This is a genomic window from Amycolatopsis sp. M39 (assembly GCF_001651785.1).
Lineage (GTDB): Bacteria > Actinomycetota > Actinomycetes > Mycobacteriales > Pseudonocardiaceae > Amycolatopsis > Amycolatopsis rubida.
In genome coordinates this window covers 119,181-138,056 of sequence record NZ_LWSF01000014.1, presented here as the reverse complement: position 1 = coordinate 138,056, position 18,876 = coordinate 119,181, and the positions used below count along the sequence as shown (strand labels likewise).

General features: G+C 70.3%; 16 protein-coding genes, 1 tRNA gene and 2 pseudogenes. 5 read left to right on the top strand and 14 right to left on the bottom strand.

The genetic code is table 11. The features are described from left to right. Positions 1-1,626, top strand: coding sequence for a CdaR family transcriptional regulator (locus A4R44_RS26885; RefSeq protein WP_067586453.1), 1,626 nt, complete (start codon positions 1-3; stop codon positions 1,624-1,626). Positions 1,627-2,453: 827 nt separating this feature from the next. Then, the gene (locus A4R44_RS46200; RefSeq protein WP_338080300.1) at positions 2,454-3,290 is read left to right on the top strand and encodes an IS5 family transposase; all 837 of its coding nucleotides are present in this window, start codon (positions 2,454-2,456) and stop codon (positions 3,288-3,290) included. Between the two features lie 277 nt (positions 3,291-3,567). Here A4R44_RS46200 and A4R44_RS26870 read toward each other — a convergent pair. Next, a pseudogene (locus A4R44_RS26870) lies at positions 3,568-4,092 on the bottom strand (ABC transporter permease); the annotation flags it as partial. Between the two features lie 2 nt (positions 4,093-4,094). Between A4R44_RS26870 and A4R44_RS26865 the strand changes: the two are divergent. Continuing rightward, positions 4,095-4,463: pseudogene (locus tag A4R44_RS26865) on the top strand (fatty acid desaturase); the annotation flags it as partial. Positions 4,464-4,544: 81 nt separating this feature from the next. Here A4R44_RS26865 and A4R44_RS26860 read toward each other — a convergent pair. Beyond that, positions 4,545-4,790, bottom strand: coding sequence for a hypothetical protein (locus A4R44_RS26860; protein WP_067586447.1), 246 nt, complete (start codon positions 4,788-4,790; stop codon positions 4,545-4,547). 1,195 nt (positions 4,791-5,985) lie between these two features. Then, positions 5,986-6,058, bottom strand: a tRNA-Asn gene (locus A4R44_RS26855). A gap of 165 nt (positions 6,059-6,223) precedes the next feature. Here A4R44_RS26855 and A4R44_RS26850 point away from each other — a divergent pair. Then, complete coding sequence (locus A4R44_RS26850; RefSeq protein ID WP_067586600.1) at positions 6,224-6,403, top strand: hypothetical protein; 180 nt, start codon at positions 6,224-6,226, stop codon at positions 6,401-6,403. An 11-nt stretch (positions 6,404-6,414) separates the two neighbouring features. On the opposite strand, the gene A4R44_RS26845 is transcribed toward A4R44_RS26850, so the two are convergent. Genes A4R44_RS26845 through dnaG form a run of 4 tightly spaced genes read right to left on the bottom strand, consistent with a single transcriptional unit; the run spans position 6,415 to position 10,249 of the window. Next, positions 6,415-6,990 carry a trans-aconitate 2-methyltransferase gene (locus A4R44_RS26845; RefSeq protein ID WP_067586444.1) on the bottom strand — a complete coding sequence of 192 codons (576 nt, stop codon included), beginning with the start codon at positions 6,988-6,990 and terminating at the stop codon, positions 6,415-6,417. Beyond that, on the bottom strand, positions 6,990-7,757 hold the full coding sequence (locus tag A4R44_RS26840) for a trans-aconitate 2-methyltransferase (RefSeq protein ID WP_067586441.1): 768 nt from the start codon (positions 7,755-7,757) through the stop codon (positions 6,990-6,992). The genes A4R44_RS26845 and A4R44_RS26840 overlap by 1 nt, the downstream gene beginning before the upstream one ends. Positions 7,758-7,809: 52 nt before the next feature. Beyond that, entirely contained in the window at positions 7,810-8,334 is a 525-nt protein-coding gene (locus A4R44_RS26835) for a hypothetical protein (RefSeq protein WP_067586438.1), read from the bottom strand. A 1-nt stretch (position 8,335) separates the two neighbouring features. After that, complete coding sequence (dnaG, locus tag A4R44_RS26830) at positions 8,336-10,249, bottom strand: DNA primase (protein ID WP_067586597.1); 1,914 nt, start codon at positions 10,247-10,249, stop codon at positions 8,336-8,338. Between the two features lie 51 nt (positions 10,250-10,300). Here dnaG and A4R44_RS26825 point away from each other — a divergent pair, with 51 nt between their 5' ends. Continuing rightward, entirely contained in the window at positions 10,301-11,242 is a 942-nt protein-coding gene (locus A4R44_RS26825) for a sigma-70 family RNA polymerase sigma factor (RefSeq protein WP_067586435.1), read from the top strand. A 42-nt stretch (positions 11,243-11,284) separates the two neighbouring features. Here the strand turns inward: A4R44_RS26825 and A4R44_RS26820 are convergent, their stop codons facing one another. The 7 genes from A4R44_RS26820 to A4R44_RS26790 all read right to left on the bottom strand — a co-directional run bounded on the left by A4R44_RS26820 (position 11,285) and on the right by A4R44_RS26790 (position 18,869). Beyond that, positions 11,285-11,851, bottom strand: a complete 567-nt coding sequence (locus tag A4R44_RS26820) for a carboxymuconolactone decarboxylase family protein (protein ID WP_067586432.1) — start codon at positions 11,849-11,851, stop codon at positions 11,285-11,287. Positions 11,852-11,914: 63 nt separating this feature from the next. Next, complete coding sequence (locus A4R44_RS26815) at positions 11,915-13,648, bottom strand: glycosyl transferase (RefSeq protein ID WP_237439840.1); 1,734 nt, start codon at positions 13,646-13,648, stop codon at positions 11,915-11,917. A 92-nt stretch (positions 13,649-13,740) separates the two neighbouring features. Next, positions 13,741-14,814, bottom strand: coding sequence for a serpin family protein (locus tag A4R44_RS26810; protein ID WP_067586429.1), 1,074 nt, complete (start codon positions 14,812-14,814; stop codon positions 13,741-13,743). Positions 14,815-14,848: 34 nt separating this feature from the next. Next, entirely contained in the window at positions 14,849-16,147 is a 1,299-nt protein-coding gene (locus A4R44_RS26805; RefSeq protein WP_067586426.1) for a deoxyguanosinetriphosphate triphosphohydrolase, read from the bottom strand. Between the two features lie 30 nt (positions 16,148-16,177). Beyond that, a complete protein-coding gene (locus A4R44_RS26800; RefSeq protein ID WP_369805941.1) occupies positions 16,178-16,825 on the bottom strand; it encodes a YdcF family protein in 648 nt (215 codons plus the stop codon). 212 nt (positions 16,826-17,037) lie between these two features. Continuing rightward, positions 17,038-17,643 carry a response regulator transcription factor gene (locus A4R44_RS26795; protein ID WP_067586420.1) on the bottom strand — a complete coding sequence of 202 codons (606 nt, stop codon included), beginning with the start codon at positions 17,641-17,643 and terminating at the stop codon, positions 17,038-17,040. Next, on the bottom strand, positions 17,640-18,869 hold the full coding sequence (locus tag A4R44_RS26790; RefSeq protein WP_067586417.1) for a sensor histidine kinase: 1,230 nt from the start codon (positions 18,867-18,869) through the stop codon (positions 17,640-17,642). Before A4R44_RS26790 ends, A4R44_RS26795 begins: the two co-directional genes overlap by 4 nt. Between the last annotated feature and the right edge of the window lie 7 nt (positions 18,870-18,876).

The window sequence follows — 18,876 nt, the reverse complement described above, 5'->3', positions numbered from 1 at the left end:
ATGGCAGGACTCACCCTGGACACGTTCCTCGGGCTCGTCGGCGGGGAGTTCGTCGACGTGGTGCACTCCCCGGCAGGCCTCGACCTCCCGGTCGTGGCCGTGCTCATCCACGACACGAGCACCGCGGTGCAGATCAACCCGGGCGACCTCGTGCTCGGCATCGGCCTGCGCGCGGCCGACCCGGACGCCGAACGCCTGCTCGCGCGGGTCCGCCCGGACACCGTGCTCGCGTTCAAGGTTCACGACGACGCCGAGCGGGCCCGGATCCGCGCGCTGAGCGAGACGCACGGAGCCACCGTGCTCGCGATCTCACCGGAAATGTCGTGGGACCAGCTGCATTCGCTCGCCCGCACCTCTATCGCGTCGGCCGCGGCCGGCGCTCCCGACGAACGCGGCGTCCCGTTCGGCGACCTGTTCGCGCTCGCCAACTCCGCGGCCGCGATGCTCGAAGGCCCGGTCATCATCGACGACGACCGCATGGAAGTGATCGCCTTCTCCAGCCTCGACGACCCGATCGACGAGATCCGCGAGCACTCGATCCTGCACCGCAGGCCGCCGCGCGAGTTCATGGACTGGTGCGAGTCCACCGGGATCCTGCCACGCGTACGGCAGAGCCTCACCCCGGTGCGGGTGGTGCCGCCGGACGGCGCGACCCGGCTCGTCACCGCCATCCGCGGCGGCAGCGACATCCTCGGCTACCTCTGGGTCGCCGAGTCCAAGCACCGGCTCGACCAGCATTCCGCCGACCTGCTCGCCGAAACCGCCCGCGTCGCCGCCCTGCAGCTGCTGCGGTCCCGGATGAGCGAGGACCTCGACCGGCGGCTGCGCAGCGACCTGCTCCGCAACGCACTGGCCGGCCGGGCCAACGCCGCCACCGTGCAAAGCCGCCTCGGCCTCGACGGCGTGTGCTTCCGGCTCGTCGCGTTCGTCCCGGACCGGCCCGGCTCGCCGCCGCCCGCCGCACCCGAGCTCCGCCCGCTCGAAGACCTCGTCGCGCTGCGCGTGGGAGCCTCGCGCCGGCGCGGCGCGGTCACCTCGTGCGACGGGCTCATCTACGCCACGTTCCCGGTCGACGACCGCACGCCCGCCGAACCGGCCCGGCTCGCCAGGGAAATCACCGGACAGGCACACCGGAAGCTGCACCTCGGCGTGCGCGCGGCGATCAGCGGCGAACTCGGCTCCGCGGCCCAGCTCGCCGAGGCCCGCCGCGCCGTCGACCGGCTGCTCGACCTGCCGCTGCTGGACGAATCGCGCCGGGTGCTCGCCTTCGACGACTCCGTCGCCGACGCGATCCTTTCCGAGATCACCGAAATCCTGCTCGAACGGCCGCGCCTGCTGCAGGGCGGCCTCGCGGGCATGGTGGTCAGCGACCGCGACTGCGGCACCGAACACCTGGCGAGCCTGCGCGCGTTCTTCGACGCAGGCGGCGACCTCACCGCCGCCGGCCGTGCGGTGTACGTGCACCGCAACACGCTCAAGTACCGGCTCACCCGCATCCGCGACATCTTCGGCGTCGACCTCGACGACCCAGCTCAACGACTGGTGGCGCAACTGCAGGTCGCCGCGTTCACCGCGCATCCGGAATTGCAGGAGGAACTCCCGGCCGTCCCGGTCCGGCCGCACTGACGCCCTCCCTCACCGGTCAGGCTGCTTCAGCCAACGCGTGCTGGTCGCCCAGAGCGGCACGTCCGCGCCGAGGTTCCGGGTGTGCCGAAAACCACCTCCATGCAGGTAAAGCCGCGTTCCGATACTCATGAACGACTCCGCCGAGACGGTCCCGTCGGCGGATCGCGAGGCGGTCGATCCGATCGGGTTCACGAGGCCGGGGCCGGGCTCGCAGAGGTGCCGCAGCGGCCAAGCGATCGGTGGGTTCGGTGCGGGTTACAGTGCCGCTCGTACTCGCGCAGCGCGTGCCGGAGGTGGGTCTGGTTCCAGATCAGCGTGCGGTCCAGCAGTTCCGCGCGCAGCCTCTCGGAATACCGGATGCCCGGGCAACGAAGCGATTGCGCTTCTCTCTCGCTTGGCCGATCCCCGCGGTTGTGTTTCCGGACCGCGATGGCGCGATGGACCGTCCGGCAGACGCAANGATGGCGCTGACAGTGAAACAGACGCGCGGTCAACGAGAGCTACTGAGAGAGGCAGGGGTCCTGGTTCTGTCCGGCGGCATACAAGAGAGCCAGCATCAGTTCGTGGGCGGAGGCAGGCAGTCGGAGCCGTCCGACGTCGACCGGAGAGCTTGACCGAGTTGAGCATGTCGGCGAACTGGCAGCACGCACTGCCCTGATGAACGTCGGACTGCCTGTTCGCAACGATTCCTCTGCCGTATCTGTACCGCACCGCGCAACCCATCACCTCAACAGCTTTCGGGTGAACGGGGCCAGGGCGTGTCGCGAAGTGTTGACCAGCCGAGATCTCTGTGTGAGGTCGTCGTCGGCGTGTCGTTGATCAGATAGGTGAGGTCTCCGGTAGATCGATCATCGACCAAGACGATCGAGAACACCGGAGACCTCGTGGCCAGCGTAGCGGCGGCGGGGCGGGCAGACCTGACCGACGCAAGACGTCCCGCCGGCCCATGGGTCCTGGCAGGCGGTGTACGGGTTGTTCCGGCGGTGGCAACGGGCCGGGATCTGGGCGGCCGTCCTGTCTCAGTTGCAGGCCCGTGCCGACGCTGCGGAGTTGATCACCCGGAACGTCAGTGTGGACTCGACCGTCGCCCGCGCGCACCGGCATGCGGCTGGTGCGCCGAAAAGGGGGATGCTCAGAAAGAACTCCCGACCGGGGCGGGAAATCCGGAGCCGGCTGATCATGCGCAGGGGCGATCGCGGGGCGGATGGACCACCAAGCTGCACCTGGCCACCAAGCAGGAGCAGAAACCGCTGTCCCTGGTGGTTACCGCGGGCCAGCGCGGGGACTCGCCGCAGTTTCAGGTCGTGCTGGGTCGTATTCGCGTGGACCGCCCCGGCCGTGGTCGGACGCGGACTCGGCCGGATCGTGTGCCGGCAGACAAAGCCTACGGCTCACGAGCCAACCGTGCTTACCTGCGCAGTCGCGGTGTTCGGTGCACGATCCAGGAGAAGGTCGACCAGGTGCGCCGCCGCAAGGCCAAGGGACGCGTCGGTGGCCGGCCACCGATGTTCGAGCCAGAGATCTACCAGCGGCGCCACGCTGTCGAGTGCGGCATCGACCGGCTCAAACGCAACCGCGCCGCGGCCACGAGACATGACAAGCTCGCCCTCCGCTACGAGGCAGCCGTTCACGTCGCCGCGATCAACGAGTGGCTACGACTTTGAGACACGTACCTAGTGGCTTGCCGTTGAACGGGCCATCGGCAGAGCCGCTACGGGGCTGCATGATCGCTTCAGGTCGGTGGCCGCAGGCGGCAAGGGCGTTGACGAACGGGCGGCGAGCCCGATCCGGTCGGCCTGGTGCGTTGAGCAATCATCAGGGACAGAGCGCCGCGGCGGCCTCTTCCAGAGTGCGGCGACCGGTCGCTGTCCTGCCGGCCGATTCGTTGGCTCGGCGGCCGCGAGGCCTTCCGCAGACCACATTGCTCGTCGCCGATCTGACCTATCGACTCGCGACGCGGCGGTAGCGCGCGACGGCGAGGCTCAGGAACAGGGCGATGAGACCGAGTGAGCACAGGGCCGAGTAGAGGATGGCGTTTTCGGCGGGCCAGCTGTGGGGTTGGGCCACGGCGGCCGGGGCGGGGTTGGCGAAGAGGCGGCGGGCGGCGTTGGCGAGCGCGGTGATGGGGTTCCATTCCGCGATCGTGGCGAGGGGCTCCGGCAGGGCGGCCACGGAGACGAAGCCCGCGGAGATGAAGGTGGCCGGGAACAGCCAGATCAGGCCGAGGCTCTGGGCGACTTCGACGCTGCGGGAGACCAGTCCGATGAAGGCGCCGACCCAGGACATGGCGAACGCGAACAGCAGGATGAGCAGGTAGGCGAGCACGGCGTCGAGCGGGTTGCCGCGGATGCGCCAGCCGATGGCCAGCCCGCACAGACTGGTGATGAGCAGGCTGACGACGCTGGTGGTCAGGTCCGAAGTGGTCCGGCCGAGCAGCACCGCGACTCTCGACATCGGCAGGGACCGGACTGCTAGGCGGTCTGATCACGATGTCGTGGTGGGGCGCGCTGACCGGATTCTTCTGGGCCGGCCTGGTGCGAGTCGTCGCACTGCACCACGTGACCTGGTCGGTCAACTCGCTCTGCCACATGATCGGTCACCGGCCGTTCGAGGCGCGGGACAAGTCGGCGAACTTCTGGCCGCTGGCGATCCTGTCCTTCGGCGAGTCCTGGCACAACTCCCACCACGCCGACCCCACCGGAGCCCGCCATGGGGTGCGACGCGGACAGCTCGATATTTCAGCCCGCGTCATCTGGGCGTTCGAGAAACTCGGCTGGGCGTCCCAGGTCCGGTGGCCGAAACCGGAACGGCTGGCCCGCAAACTCAAGATCGCGTGACACTCCGCAGCACCGTCACGGTGGCCCGTACTCTCCACGAGTGCGGGCCACCGTGCGTTCAGTCTGCGGTGGTTCGGCATTTCACGGTGGACGCGGCGGTTGACCGGTGGTGAGAGCGACGCGGCCGCGGGGGCTGCGCAACAGCACCCAGCCGTCGGCGGCGCTCTCGATGTCGTAACCGCTGGCCAGATAGCGGTCCAAGGCGTGGGCCATGCCCTCGCCGGGCCGCACCTGCAGGACGGCACAGGGGCGCTGGGAATCGAGACCGCGCGTTGCCGCGGTCGCCGTCCGGCTGGCGGCCGCGACAGTTTCGGCGTGCCGGGTCATGGAGCCTCCTCGGACTGCCCGGGTGCACCCAGAGCGTGCGGACGCGCCGCCGCTGGTGTGACGCGTTCCCAGGTGGTTCGTTCGGCGGTACGTCGGCGTTGGGCCTCTTCCGGCTGCGAGTCCTCCAGTCGCGTTCGTGGCCGAGACGGACGGCGCAGGCGACCGCTGATCGCGAACAGCGCCGCGGTGAGCAGGAGCCATCGGGCGAGGCAGGGCTGCTGGGGCTGGCCGGTCGCGACGAGCGAGGGGACCCGCCTTCCCCTCCACGCGCCACAACACTGGAATGTGTCACAAATCATCTGGCGACGTCGCACGCGCTCACCATGCTTCCACCCGACGACGAACACACTCGCACCAAACACATTCACGCGAACAGACCTGGAGCAGCGCCGTGCCCCACCGGCAGCGATCAGCGGTGAATCGCACTCAACGGCAGCCAACTGCACCACCCGTCCAGCGGTTCTACAAAACCGCAGGTCAGAGACCGCGTAGGCGATACTGGCAGCGAGGAGTCATCCGCACCGTTCCCGCAGGTCAGGAACATCCGGCTAACGAGCAGTGCAGCAACACGCGCGCCCCGCTGAACAACTCGCCGGACACACTGCGTCTAACTGCTTCTGACGGTTTCTCGAATAATGCATTCCAATATTTCATTCACCATTCCCATCAACACAGGAAAGGAAGTTTCCGAGGGCAATTGAGCTAACGCGGTTCACCGACGTCCGACCGCAGAATCTCCAGGCGACGCGCGCTCCGCGGCTTCATCACGCCTCTGCCAATGATCTTTCAGCGCTGCGACGTTTCGCCCCACCGGCCACATTGGTCGACTCAACCGCATCGAACTTCTACGGCCGCCCGCCTGGACCGCACAGAGATTACGTCGAGAACACCGCACGCGGCAGCAACCTGTCCGCCCACACCGGACACAGTCCCAGAGCCCGATCGGCAACCCGAAACCGCGACAGGCACTGCGCACACGAGTCAAGCGACGAATCGACATATCGAGCGGGATCACCCCCGCCAAGATCGACAGCGGCCAACGCGGCGCCGTCCTGCGGCTCCGAACTGCCACCGGCAACGGCAGCGAACCACCCACGGCCTCGACAGCCGACCGGTTAGACGACCGTCAAAATCGACACTAAATCGCCCCTACTCACAGGTAACACAAAAGCCCAGGTCGCTGACCTGGGCTTTGCTCCCCCGCTTGGACTCGAACCAAGAACCCTCCGGTTAACAGCCGAATGCTCTGCCAGTTGAGCTACAGGGGATCGTGCTTCGCCGGTCCGGATCTCTCCGGGCTGACGAGAAGAACTTTAGCCCATGCCCTCCCCGCCCCGCACAGGGGGGTGGGTTTGCGGCGGCCCCGCGCGGAAGCCGGTTGTGTTGGACAATGGACAGTCGGAAGTCCTGGTGAGAAAGAGGTGTGGCCGCTGATGAAGAAGTTCCTGCTGGGCGTGGGCCTGGGATACGTGCTGGGCACCAAGGCCGGCCGGGGACGGTACGAGCAGATCGTGCGCACCTACCGCAAACTGGCCGACCATCCGATGGTCCAGGGGGCCGCCGGGGTGGCTCGGGCGAAGCTCGGCGAGAAGTTCGGGCGCGGGAACGGCTGAGCAAGCCCAGCTCAGGACGGTTTTTGCCAGGTGAGCGAGTACCGGCGCAGCACGTGTCGGCGGTAGCGCACTCCGGGCAGCAGCCGCCGCGCTGCGGTGCGCACCTCGCGGTAGCTCATCCGCGGCTGCACCGTCGGCATGCCCGCCGGGCCGTGTGCGCGGCGGACCGTCTTCACGGTTCGCACGATCGGTGCGGCCGCGATCGTCGCTGCCCAGTCCGTCGCGCTCGCGTCGCGGGCCAGGCCGACGACCACCAGTGCGCCGCCTGGGCGCAGCATATCCCGCATCCGGGTGAGGGCGGCTTCGAAATCCAGGTGGTGGATGGCGGCCGCTGAGCAGATGAAGTCGTAGGTACCGAGGTCAGCGGAGAGAAAGTCTCCCTCGACGAAGGTGTCGCCGGACCGCGAACGAGCCTGCGTGACCATCTCCGCAGACTTGTCGATGCCGCTGACCTCGGGCACCACGAGAGCCAGTTTCCGCACCAGCAGGCCGTCTCCGCAGCCGACGTCGAGCGCGGTCGAGCAGCCGCGGGGAACGGCGCGGAGGATGCCCGGATGGCGGGCGACGTTCGTGGTCCAGTACGACATCAGCCCGGGATCTTGGCGACGAAGAAGATGCGCCGGAATGCGAACCAGGTGGTGCCGTCCGGGCGTGGCGGGTAGGCCTCGTCCAGCAGCGGGGCGAGGTCGTCTTGGAAGGCGGCCCAGTCCTCGTCGCCCAGGGCGGCGCGGACGGGACGGAGTGCGGTTCCGGTGATCCACTCCAGGACTGCGCGCGGGCCGGAAAGTTGTTGCACGTACGTCGTTTCCCACGCGTCGACCAGGCATCCGGCGTCGGCGAGGAGGTTCGCGTAGTCGCGGGGTTCGCCGACTGCGTCTTCGGCCCGCAAGGACACCGGCGAGAGACGCGAGGCCCAGGCCGGGGAGGCCGCCAGCGCACGCGTGAGGGCGTGCGAAGGGGCCGAGAAATTGCCGGGTACCTGCACCGCCAGCACAGCTCCGGCGGGCAGTTCCGAGGCCCAGCGGCGCAGCAGGTCCTCGTGTCCGGGCACCCACTGCAGGACCGCGTTCGAGACGACCACGTCGGTGTCCGGTTTCGGCGTCCACGTCCGGACGTCGCCGACCTCGGCGGCCACCCCGCGTTCCCGGGCGGCGGCGACCATCTCCGGCGAGCTGTCCATCGCCTCCAGGACCGCGTCGGGCCAGCGGAGAGCCAGGTCGAGGGTCAGGGTGCCGGGGCCGCAGCCCAGGTCGGCCACCCGGCGGGGCGAAGTCGCCGAGATTCGCCCGATCAGGTCGTAGAACGGCCGGCCGCGCAGGTCGGAGTAGTCGAGGTACTTCGCCGGGTCCCACACGAGCAGCCTCCCGCCAGTAAACAGTACAGACGTACTGAGTACGAGCGTACTGCTACTCGCCGCGGTTGGCCAGCTTCTCCGCGACCTCTGCCGCGACCGCCTCGACCAGCGCCGGGTCGGTGCCCGGATCGGGACGGACCTGCAGTTCCACGCCGTCGCGGCCGGGGACCTTGCGCTGGACGAACCACGCGCCGCCCTCGGGGAACTCGTGCCGGTGCCTTCCCCGCACCGAGCCGTCGACCCGCAGGCGCACCTGCTGCGGCACTTTCCCCGGCTGCGGCAGCCGGAACCGCACCGGCTCGCGGTCGGCCAGCACCGCGACCGCGCCGGCCCGCCCGGTCTCCTCCGATTCGGTCAGCGCGAACACACCCTCGCCCCAGGTCGCCTTGCCCACCAAGTGCCAGCCGACCCGCCGCGTCGTGCCGTCGCCGGACGGGATCCACAGGCCCAGCGACGTCACGACCAGGTGCCCGCCGCCCTCGACGGCGGCCGCGGCCACCGGATCCTCGCCCTCGGCCAGCTTGCCGGGGAATCCCGGGGGCAGGCCGCCGCCGAAGAACCGGTTCAGCAGTCCCACGTCACTCCCACCCGCTCGCCGCCTGCTCGCGCAGCGACTTCCGGTACTGCTCCAGCGCGACCAGGTCGCCGAACAGGGCCCGGTAGTCGTCCGGGGCCTCGACCGGCGACAGCCGCTGCAGCTTCGATTTGATCTCGCCGATCTGCCTGCCGACCAGGTTCTCCTGCACGCCCGCGAGCACGCCGGAGATGTAGCGCGAGTCCACTTCTCCCAAGGCGCGCAACGGTTCCACCGCCAGTTCGCTGAGCACGCGGCGGACCGTCCCAGCCGGGCAGTGCGCCGAAGCGGCGTCCAGCAGCGCGGGCCCGGTGAGCCCGGACGCCGCCCCGCCCGCCTTCAGCACGGCCAGGTGCACCGCGACGTACACCGGATGCGTGAACGCCTCTTCCGGCAGCGAGTCGTACTCCGGACCGGCGATCGCGGGCTGCTGCAGCGCGGCCTTGAGCGCTTCGCGCTGCCCGGCGAACCTGGGGTCGTTCGGCGCGGGACGCGGCAGATCCTGCTTCTCCGGTTCGGGTGCGGGGGTTTCCCGCCGCGCCGCGCCGCGCCGCGGCTGAGGTTCGGCCGGTCCGCGCCGGGCCGCCGCTCCGGCCGCGCCGCGCACCCGGTTGACCACCTGCGCGACGTCCTGCCAGCCGACCCACCACGCGAGCTTCGACGCGTACCCGTCCCGGCTCGCCCGGTCCTTGATCGCGGCGACCATCGGCACGGTCTTCTGCAGCGCGGAGACCTGCCCGTCGACCGAATCCAGGTCGAACTGCTTCAGCATGCTCTTGATCACGAACTCGAACAGCGGCGTGCGCCGGGCCACCAGGTCGCGCACCGCGGCGTCGCCCTTCGCGATCCGCAGCTCGCACGGGTCCATCCCGTCCGGCGCGACCGCGATGTAGGTCTGCCCGGCGAACGTCTGGTCGCCCTCGAACGCCTTGAGCGCCGCCTTCTGCCCCGCCTCGTCGCCGTCGAAGGTGAAGATCACTTCGCCGCGGAAGGCGTCGTCGTCCATCATCAGCCGCCGCAGGACCTTCATATGGTCCTCGCCGAACGCGGTGCCCGAGGACGCGACCGCCGTCGGCACGCCCGCCGCGTGCATCGCCATCACGTCGGTGTAGCCCTCGACCACCACGACCTGGTGCCGTTTCGCGATCTCCCGTTTGGCCTGGTCGAGGCCGAACATGACCTGCGACTTCTTGTAGATCTGCGTTTCGGAGGTGTTGAGGTACTTCGCCGAGATCCGGTCGTCGTCGAACAGCCGCCGCGCGCCGAAGCCGACCACGTCGTTGCCGACGTCGCGGATCGGCCACACCAGCCGCCGGTGGAACCGGTCCATCGGGCCGCGCTGGCCCTCCTTCGCCAGGCCGGACGCGATCAGCTCCTTCACCTCGAACCCGCGGTTGAGCAGGTGCTTGGTGAGCTTGTCCCAGCCGCCGGGCGCGAACCCGCAGCCGAACTGCTTGGCCGCCGCGGCGTCGAAACCGCGCTCGGACAGGAAGTCCCGCGCCGCCCGCGCCTCGTCGGTGACCAGCTGCTCGATGTAGAACTCGGCCGCCGCGCGGTGCGCCTCGATCAGCCGGGCACGGGTGCCCCGGTCGCGCTGCACCGACGCGCCGCCGCCCTCGTAGGTCAGCCGGATCCCGACCCGGTCGGCGAGCCGCTCGACCGCCTCCACGAACGACACGAGGTCGATCTTCTGAATGAACTTGATGACGTCGCCGCCCTCGCCACAGCCGAAGCAGTGGAAAGTCCCGTGAGTGGGGCGCACGTTGAACGACGGGGTCTTCTCGTTGTGGAACGGGCACAGGCCCTTCAGGCTGCCCCCGCCAGCGCGGCGCAGCGCGACGTACTCCCCCACAACCTCGTCGATCCGGTTGCGCTCACGCACCTCCGCGATATCGCTCTCCCGAATCAGTCCAGCCACGGTGACCACAATAGTTCTCCCTCCCGCCGCGCCGTGCGGCACACTCGGGACATGGGCACCACGACCGCGCTGGAGGAGTTCGCCGCCGAGTTCGACGTTCACCGGCCGCACCTGATCAGAGCGGCCTACCGGCTCACCGGCACCCGCGCGGACGCCGAAGACGCGACGCAGGAGGCCTGGCTGCGGCTGTCCGGGCTCGACGACGCGGGCCGCGCCGGGATCCGCGACCTGCGCGGCTGGCTGACCGCCGTGGTCGGCCGGATCTGCCTCGACCGGCTGCGGTCGGCGGCCGTGCAGCGCGAGAAGTACGTGGGCGAATGGCTGCCCGAGCCGATCGTCACGCCGCTCGGCGCGCCGGCGAGCGAGGATCCGCTTGAGGCCGCGGTGCGCGACGACGGGCTGCGCATGGCCGCGATGGTCGTGCTCGACCGGCTCACGCCCGAGCAGCGCGTGGCGTTCGTGCTGCACGACGCCTTCGCGGTGCCGTTCGCCGAGATCGCCGGCGTCCTGGGCTGCGGCCCGGCGGCGGCCCGCCAGCACGCCTCCCGCGGCCGCCGCGCGGTCGAGGACTCCGACCCGCCCGCCCGGCTCGACCTGGCGCGGCAGCAGCCGGTGCTGGAGAAGTTCGTGACCGCGCTGCTGGCCGGCGACATCCGCGCGGTCACCGAACTGCTGCACCCGGACGTGGTCATGATCGGCGATTCCAACGGCCGCTCGCGCACCAGCCGCCGGATGATCGCCGGGCCGGACAAGGTCGCGCGCTTCGTGCTCGGGGTGCTGGCGAAGTACGCGCCGGGCACGATGGCGAACGGGCGGCCGGTGCTCGTCAACGGCGACCTCGGCCTGTGGCTGCCGCAGCTGCCGGCGGTCGACGGGTACCTCGCGCTGGACGAGCGTGTGCAGACGTTCAGCGTGCGCGACGGGCGCATCGCCGGCGTCTACGACCAGGTCAACCCGGAGAAGCTCACCCGCATCACCCGGCCGGAGTCGTGAGTGGCGATCACCGTGAGAACCGTGATCACCACTCACGAGGGGTTACGGGATCGGCACCCGGCAGGCGTCTCCCGAGGTGAAGCCCTGGTCGAGGATGCCGAGCGCGCTGTTCATCCGCGCCCGCGAGTTCTCCAGGCCGATCTGGTAGGTCAGCTCGACGACGCCCTTCTCGCCGAATTCGGCCGCCAGCTCGGCGATCTGCTCGTCGGTGACCGTGACGGCCGGCCCGGACATCGCGTCCGCGAGCGCGAGCGCCAGCCGCTCCTGCCGGGTGAACAGCGGCGACGTCGCGTACTCGTCGATGTGCTTGAGCCGGTCGATGTCGAGGCCGTCGTGCCGCTGCAGCATGGTGCCGAAGTCGACGCACCACGAGCAGCCGATCTGCGTGGCGACGCGGTAGACCGCGAGTTCCCGCACGTTGGCGGGCAGGTGTTTGGACGCCTTCTCCGCCATCAGCTCGTGCACCATGCTGGTCCGCAGCAGCCCGCGGTGGTGCGCCGCGACGGCCATCGGCTCCGGCACCGCGCCGTACCGCTTGCCGGCGATCCGGTAGAACAGCTTGAGCACCGGGCCGCCGTCCGCGGCTCGTTTGACCGGGATACGAGGCATGTCGGGTCCTCCTTCTGAGTGGTTCGGAGGAGGAACGGGACAGCCGCGCGAGATGTGACAGCGTCAGCGGCGTCCCGTGATCGGGCGCACATCCCAGATCCACACCCCGTCCACGAACTGCGCGGGTTTGCGCAGCAGGAGGTCGACGGTGGCGCGGTAGGCGTCGCTGTGCTCGCGCGGGATCAGCACGAGCACGCTGGCGTTCCAGTAGCGCAGGTCCTCGATCGCCTGGTCCCGGTCGGCGTCGGTGATCTCCTGCGCTTGCTTGGAGTCGCGGACCCGGTCGAACAGCGTCGAGGTCGGCCGCTGGTAGGAGCCGTAGCGACCGCGTTTGTCGTCCGGGCCCTGCGGTCCGACGAAGTAGCCCTCGGGCATCGCGTACCGCAGGCCGGCGTCCATCTGCCAGTGCAGCGGCTCCGACTCCCCCGAACTCGGCAGCGGCACGGGCACGACGGTGCCGCCGGGCGCGACGTAGGTCTGCCAGGTGCCGTCGGCGAAGAAAGCGGGCGTCGGCGGGCGTTTCTGCACGAGCAGCTGGGTCGGCGCGATCGGCAGCAGGACGGCCGCGACCGCGCCGAGCCAGATCAGCCGCACCGGCAGCTGCAGTTCGCCCTTCCTCGCGGCGCGGAACACCCGATCGGTCGCGATCGCCAGCAGCGCGCCGATCGCGGGCACGCACGCCATCGCCAGCCGCGATTCCAGCAGCGATTCGAACAACGGCAGGTCCGCGAGCAGTTTCCACGGACCGGGCACGCCGGTGTTCTCGTGCAGCACGGTGATCTCGGAACCGAGCGAAAGCCACGCCATCAGGAACATCGAGATCGCCAGCGAACGGGCCACGACCTCGCGCCACAGCCACGCCGTGACCACGACCATCAGCACGATCAGCGGCCAGCCGAAGAACGCGTTCTCCTCGGTGCGGTTCAGCGACACCGCGGCCGCCGCCTCCGGCTGCCCGGACACCGACTGGGTCGCGAACCGGGTCATCGCGGCGGTGTCATTGCCGACCTGGCCGTGCTCCAGCCCGGTGTAGCTGTCCGGGCCGAAGAACTGCCACCACAACGGGAACGCGACGACCACCAGCGTCAGCACCACCGCGATGCCGCCGCCGAGCAGCACCGGCCGCACCATCGCCTTGACCTCGCGACGCCGCGAAACGCAGTAGGAGACCGCGAAGATCAGGAAACCGAGCGCGAAGATCAGCAACGGCTCTTCGCCGAGGAAGATCTGGTACGCGGTGAGCACGCCGAGCCAGATCCCGTTGCGCACCGGGCGCTTGCCCTGCGCCAGCTGGATCACCTTGAGCGCGATGAACGGCAGCAGGAACCACGCGACGAAGTTCGGATGGGCGTTGGCGTGCGAGATCATCGGCGGCGCGAAACCGGCGAACGCGCCGCCGATCGCCGCGGCCACCCGGTGCCGCACGAGGTGCCGCGACAGCACCCAGTACCAGGCCGCGGCACTGCCGGCGAGGCTGCCGGTGAGCACGATCGCCCAGGTGAGGGTCGGGCCGAAGGCGAGCGTGATCGGGGTGAGCGGGACGCCGACGCCCAGCATGGCCGTGTTGGCCATCATGTTCACGCCGAGCGGGTAGTTCTGCAGGCCGCTGGTGAGCGGGTTTTCCAGGTGCTGCACCGATTTCGCGGTGACCGCGAAGAACCATTCCCACAGGTTCTGGTCCGACGCGCTGTTCCACAGGTAGCCCTGGCCGAGGTCGGCCCACAAGCCGCCGAACAGGAGCACGGAGAACGCCAGGTACGCGCCGATGATCCCGGCGTCCGCCCAAGACCGGCGCATCCGCGGTTCGGCGGCGGCGACCGCGATCGCGCCGGGTTCGCGAGGCGGTGCTTCGGGTTTCGCTTCGGGGTTTGCTTCGGGCCGGAACACGCTCACGCGGGGCGCACCACCCGGGCGAAGAAGTACACCGCGCCGGTTTCGGCGTGGCGCACCAGCAGCAGGAACGGCCGGTCGACCCGGACCTTGAGCGGCTCGCCGGAGATGAGCGACATCGTGCGCATCTGGACCGCGGTGGCGGCCGCGCCTTCGAGGCCCTGTTCGTCCAGCCGGAGCACAGCCTGGTGCAGGATGCTGTCCACCCACAGCGGACGGTCCGGCGTGAGACCGGTCAGATCCGCGGTGTCGGTGAACAGCTCGCGCACGCCGAGACCCTGCAACGCCCGTTCGAGGTCAGCACGCACGTCGAGAGAGATCTTGGGCAGTGACAGCTGGATCTTGCGCTGCTTCGGGCTTTCCACGAGCGCGCGCAGCGACTGTCCGTCGAGCGCGGATTCGGCGCTCTCAAGGTCGCCGTCCGGGAGCAGGATCACCGTCTCGACGCCGCCCTCGGCCGCCAGCCGGACGACCTGCCAGCCGTTTTCGTGCGCGTAGCCGACGGATTCGTCCAGGTGCATCGTCGGCACCGGGCGCACGCCGTCGGGCGTGTGGAAGTCCGCGTCCGCGGTGGCCCCCTCGGGGAACGGGTGCCGCCAGGCGGTCTTCAGGTAGAGCGCGTTGACCAGGCTGGCGCGCGTGTATGAATGGATCGCGCCCTCGGGCAGCAGCTCCGGAATCAGCCCGTGAGTGGTCTGGTCCACATCCGCATTGATCCGCAGGCGAGCGCCCTCGGGGTCGGTCTCGAACGGCGCGGTCTCGGCTTTGCCGCCGGGCCAGCGCACGAGTTCGGCTTGGAAGCTGTCCTCGACGGTGATCCGGTCCGCGGCCCAGAGCGTGTTCGCGACGGCCAGCTGGACGTCGTCGCCCAGCTCAGCCGCGGCGCGCAGCAGCCCGCCCTGGTCGTCGCCCAGTACCGCGCCGAGTTCGTCCGCGGTGCGGCCGCGAGCGGCCAGACGGGCGAGGCCGAGCGCGCTCGCCGCCGAGTACGGCGAGAGACACGCGTCGCTTCCGGGAGGCGCGGTCGCACCGTGCAACGCCAGGGTAAAAGTGAGGTGGCTGTCCAGGGCCATGCGGCGACCGTACCGGAACGGGTGGTTCCGCGGCTCACAGTTCGGCAGGCGGCGCCGTTCCGTGCCGTCCGGTGTGCCATCGATGCCATTCGTACGCCTGCGCGTCAGTGAGCGATGCCACCTGGTCCACTACGACCCGCAACCGCGCCGCATCATCCGCTGCCACGTTCCACGCGGGCACCAGCAGCGGATCCAGTGCCTCGGGCGCTCGCCGGCACAGTGCCGCCACCAGCTCGGTGATCGCCTCCCGCTGCCCGTCCTGCATCGCCAGCCGACGGCGATCGCTCATCACGTACCGCAGCGCCAGCGCCTTGAGCAGCGCCACCTCCGCTCCGACCTGCTCCGGCACTGCCAGCCGCGCCGCGTACCGGGTGAGCGGGCCCTCGCCGTAGCCCGCGCGAGTGCCGGTCACCGCGGCCGACGCGAACCGGCCGACGAGTTCGCTGGTGAGCCGCTTCAGCGCGACCTGGGCGCGCAGCGAACCGTCCGGCTCCGCGCGCACCAGCTCGGCGACCACCGGCAGGTCGAGCAGCTCTTTCGCCGCACCCTCCAAAGTGGACACCGACAGCGTGGAGAAATGCCGGGCCGCGGCCTCGGCGACCGCCGCGCGTTCCTCCGGGTCGGCCAGCAGCCGCAACCGGATCCGCCCGGCCAGCACCCCGTCCTCGACGTCGTGCACCGAGTACGCCACGTCATCCGACCAGTCCATGATCTGCGCTTCCAGGCACCGGCGCAGGCCCGGCGCGCCCTCGCGGACCCAGCCGAACACGGGGGCGTCGTCCGGGTACACGCCGTATTTCGGCTCTCCCGACCGGCGCGGCCACGGATATTTCGTGGTGGCGTCGAGACACGCCCGGGTGAGGTTGAGCCCCGCCGTCGCGCCGTCCGGGCCGACCGCCTTGGGCTCCAGCCGCGTGAGGATGCGCAGCGTCTGCGCGTTGCCCTCGAAGCCGCCGCATGCCTGGGCCGCCTGGTCGAGCGCGCGTTCGCCGTTGTGGCCGAACGGCGGATGCCCGATGTCGTGCGCCAGCCCCGCGGTGTCGACCAGGTCCGGATCCGCGCCCAGCTCCTCGGCGATGCCGCGACCGATCTGCGCGACCTCCAGCGAATGCGTGAGCCGGGTCCGCGGCGCGCCGCTGACCTCCGCGCCCTCGCCCGGCCCGACCACCTGCGTTTTGCCCGCCAGCCTGCGCAGCGCGGCGGAATGCAGCACCCGCGCGCGGTCGCGGGCGAACGCGCTGCGCCCGTCCGGCCGCGCACCGGCCAGCGCCGCGCCCTTGGGTTCCTCGGCCAGCACGCGGGCGCGGTCGTGCTCGCGGTAGCCGTCACTCACCCCGTCAGCTTAGGCGCGGGGACCGGCAATTCAGCCCATCGTCGTGCCGAACAGGTCGTCCGCGGGCGACTTGGTCAGCTCGTAGAACAACAGCGCGCCGGTTTCGCGGAAGATGTAGCGGACCTGCGTCGAGCGCTCCTGCACGATCGGCCCGCTGTGCGTCGGCGCGGTCCACGCCTCCAGCCCGAGGTCCTCGGACATCGTCCGCGACCGGTAGGAATGCCACGGATCGCTGACCAGCACCACCGACCGCCACCCGCGCGCCTTCACCTGATCGGCGACCGCGCGGAGGCTGCGCAGGGTGTCGTTGCCCTCGCCGACCGGCAGCGTCGCGGCTTCGGGCACCCCGTGCCTGGTCAGCCAGCGCGCCCCCGCGGTCGCCTCGGTGTAGTTGTCGCGGGTTTTCTTGCCGCCGGCCGTGATGACGGTCTTCGACACGCCGTCGGCGTAGAGCTGCCGCGCCTTCTCCAGCCGGGCGGTGAAGATCTCCGAGGGCTTGCCGTTGTACTGAGCGGCACCCAGCACGACGATCGCGTCGGCAGGCGTCCGGTCGTTCTCGCGCGCGACCTGCCACACGCGGAACGCGGTGCCCCCGACGACCGCGACGAGGGCCAGCACCACACCGAAAACGATGCGGCGCACCCAGTTTCCCGCCGTAGGACCTGTCCGCGCCTCCATGGCGGCCATCCTCGCAGAGCCGCTGTCCGGTGCCGGAAAGACACCCCGATGCCACCCAGGGCAGGCCGCCGGCACTCACCCCGGTGTCGATGGGCGCGACCGGTGCAGGGGTACGTGGGCGGACAAAGCCACGCAGGCAGGCCGGTGCTGCGCATCACTGTAGTGAGGCCGCACACAACAGCTACCGAGAACCTTCGGCGCGAAGTCCAGCGCTAAAGCCAGCCCCGCTCCTCCGACAACCGCACCGCCTCCGCGCGCGTGCGCGCACCCGTCTTCCCGATCGCCGACGACAGGTGGTTCCGCACAGTTCCGTCGGACAGGAAAAGAGACTTCGCGATATCCGCGACCGTACTGCCGTCCTTGGCCGCGCTGAGCACGTCGCGTTCCCGGGCGGTCAGCGGACTGGTGCCCGTCGCGAGCGACTCCGCGGCCAGCGCCGGATCCACCACCCGAAGTCCACTGTGGACTCGGCGCACCGCCTCCACGAGTTGTTCCGGCGGCGCGTCCTTCACCACGAACCCGGCCGCGCCCGCGGCCATGGCCCTGGCCAGGTAACCAGGGCGGCCGAAGGTCGTGCAGATGATCACCCGGCACGCCGGAAGCGCGGTTTTCAGCTCGGCCGCCGCGGTGAGCCCGTCCATGCCGGGCATCTGCACGTCGAGCAGCGCGACGTCCGGCGCCGCTTCCTTCGCCGCGGCCACCACCTCGTCGCCGGTGCCGACCTGGGCCACCACTTCGATGTCGGCTTCCAGGCCGAGCACGGTGGCCAGCGCTCCGCGCACCATCGCCTGGTCGTCGGCCAGCAGCACCCGGATCACGCCAGTCCTCCAGCGGGTTCGGCCCGCACCGCGACGGCGGATCCGTCCGGGCTCGGCTCCGGGACCTCGGCCCGGACGACCCATCCTCCCCCGGGCCGCGCCCGCGCCGTCACCGTGCCCCCGATCGCCGCCAAGCGTTCGGACAGTCCGCGCAACCCGTTGCCCGGGACGGCGTCGCCTGTGGCACGGCCGTTGTCCTCGACCTCCAGCCAGTCGCGCCCCAGCCGCACTTTCACCTGTTTCGCGCCGGAATGCCGCAACACGTTGGTGATCGCCTCGCGCAGCACGTAGCCGAACGTGCTCTGCAACTCAGCCCGGACGTTGTCCACGGCGTGCGGCAGGTCGGCGTCGACCTCCGCCGCGCGCAACGCGGCCCTCGCCCCGGCGATCTCCGCGGGCAGCGACACCTCGCGATACTCCGACACCGTCGCCCGCACGTCCGACAGCGCCGAACGCGTGAGCCCCTCGACCTCGCGGATCTCCCGCACCGCCCGGTCGATGTCGCCGGAGCTTTCCAGCACCCGCCGCGCCAACCCGGCTTTGACGGTGATCGTGGTGAGGCTGTGCCCGAGCAGATCGTGCAGATCGCGGGCGACCCGCTCGCGTTCGCTGGCGACCGCGAGCGTCCCGATCTCCTGGTTCGCCAGCTCCAGCCTGCGGATCACCCGGATCAGATTGGACATGAAGAACATCGCCGACGTGACCGAGGCGACCGTGATCACGTCCGCGAGGTGCTCCGGCAGATCCCCCCGCAGGTGCAGGGCCAGCACCAGCAGGCCCAGCGCCGTCCCGTTGAAGATCAACGACCAGGCGGCCGGGAACAGGAAGGCCAGCGTGGCGGTGGCGTAGAGCAGAACGTACGGGTTGGCGTCGGTGATCAGCGCGCACAGCAAGCCCAGCACCAACATGCCGCCGCCGAACCAGAGCTTCACGCGCCGGGACTTGCCGAAGACCGCGGGGAACACCGCGTAACAGGCGCTGTAGGCGTAGATCAGCACGCCGAGGAAGATCCGGAGCCACAGCGGACCGGGGTCCACGACGAGGCCGCGGGTCGCCGGGATCAGGAACGGCAGCAGGAACGCCGCGGAGAAGAGCGGCCAGCCGATCTTGTGCGGACCGCGTCCCGGGCGCGCCGGCGGATCGTCCCACCAGGACGTCCGGTCTTTGAGCCCGAACCGGTGCTCCGGGAACTCGCCGGTCGTCGCCTCACGGCCGAGTGGCCACACGTCGCTC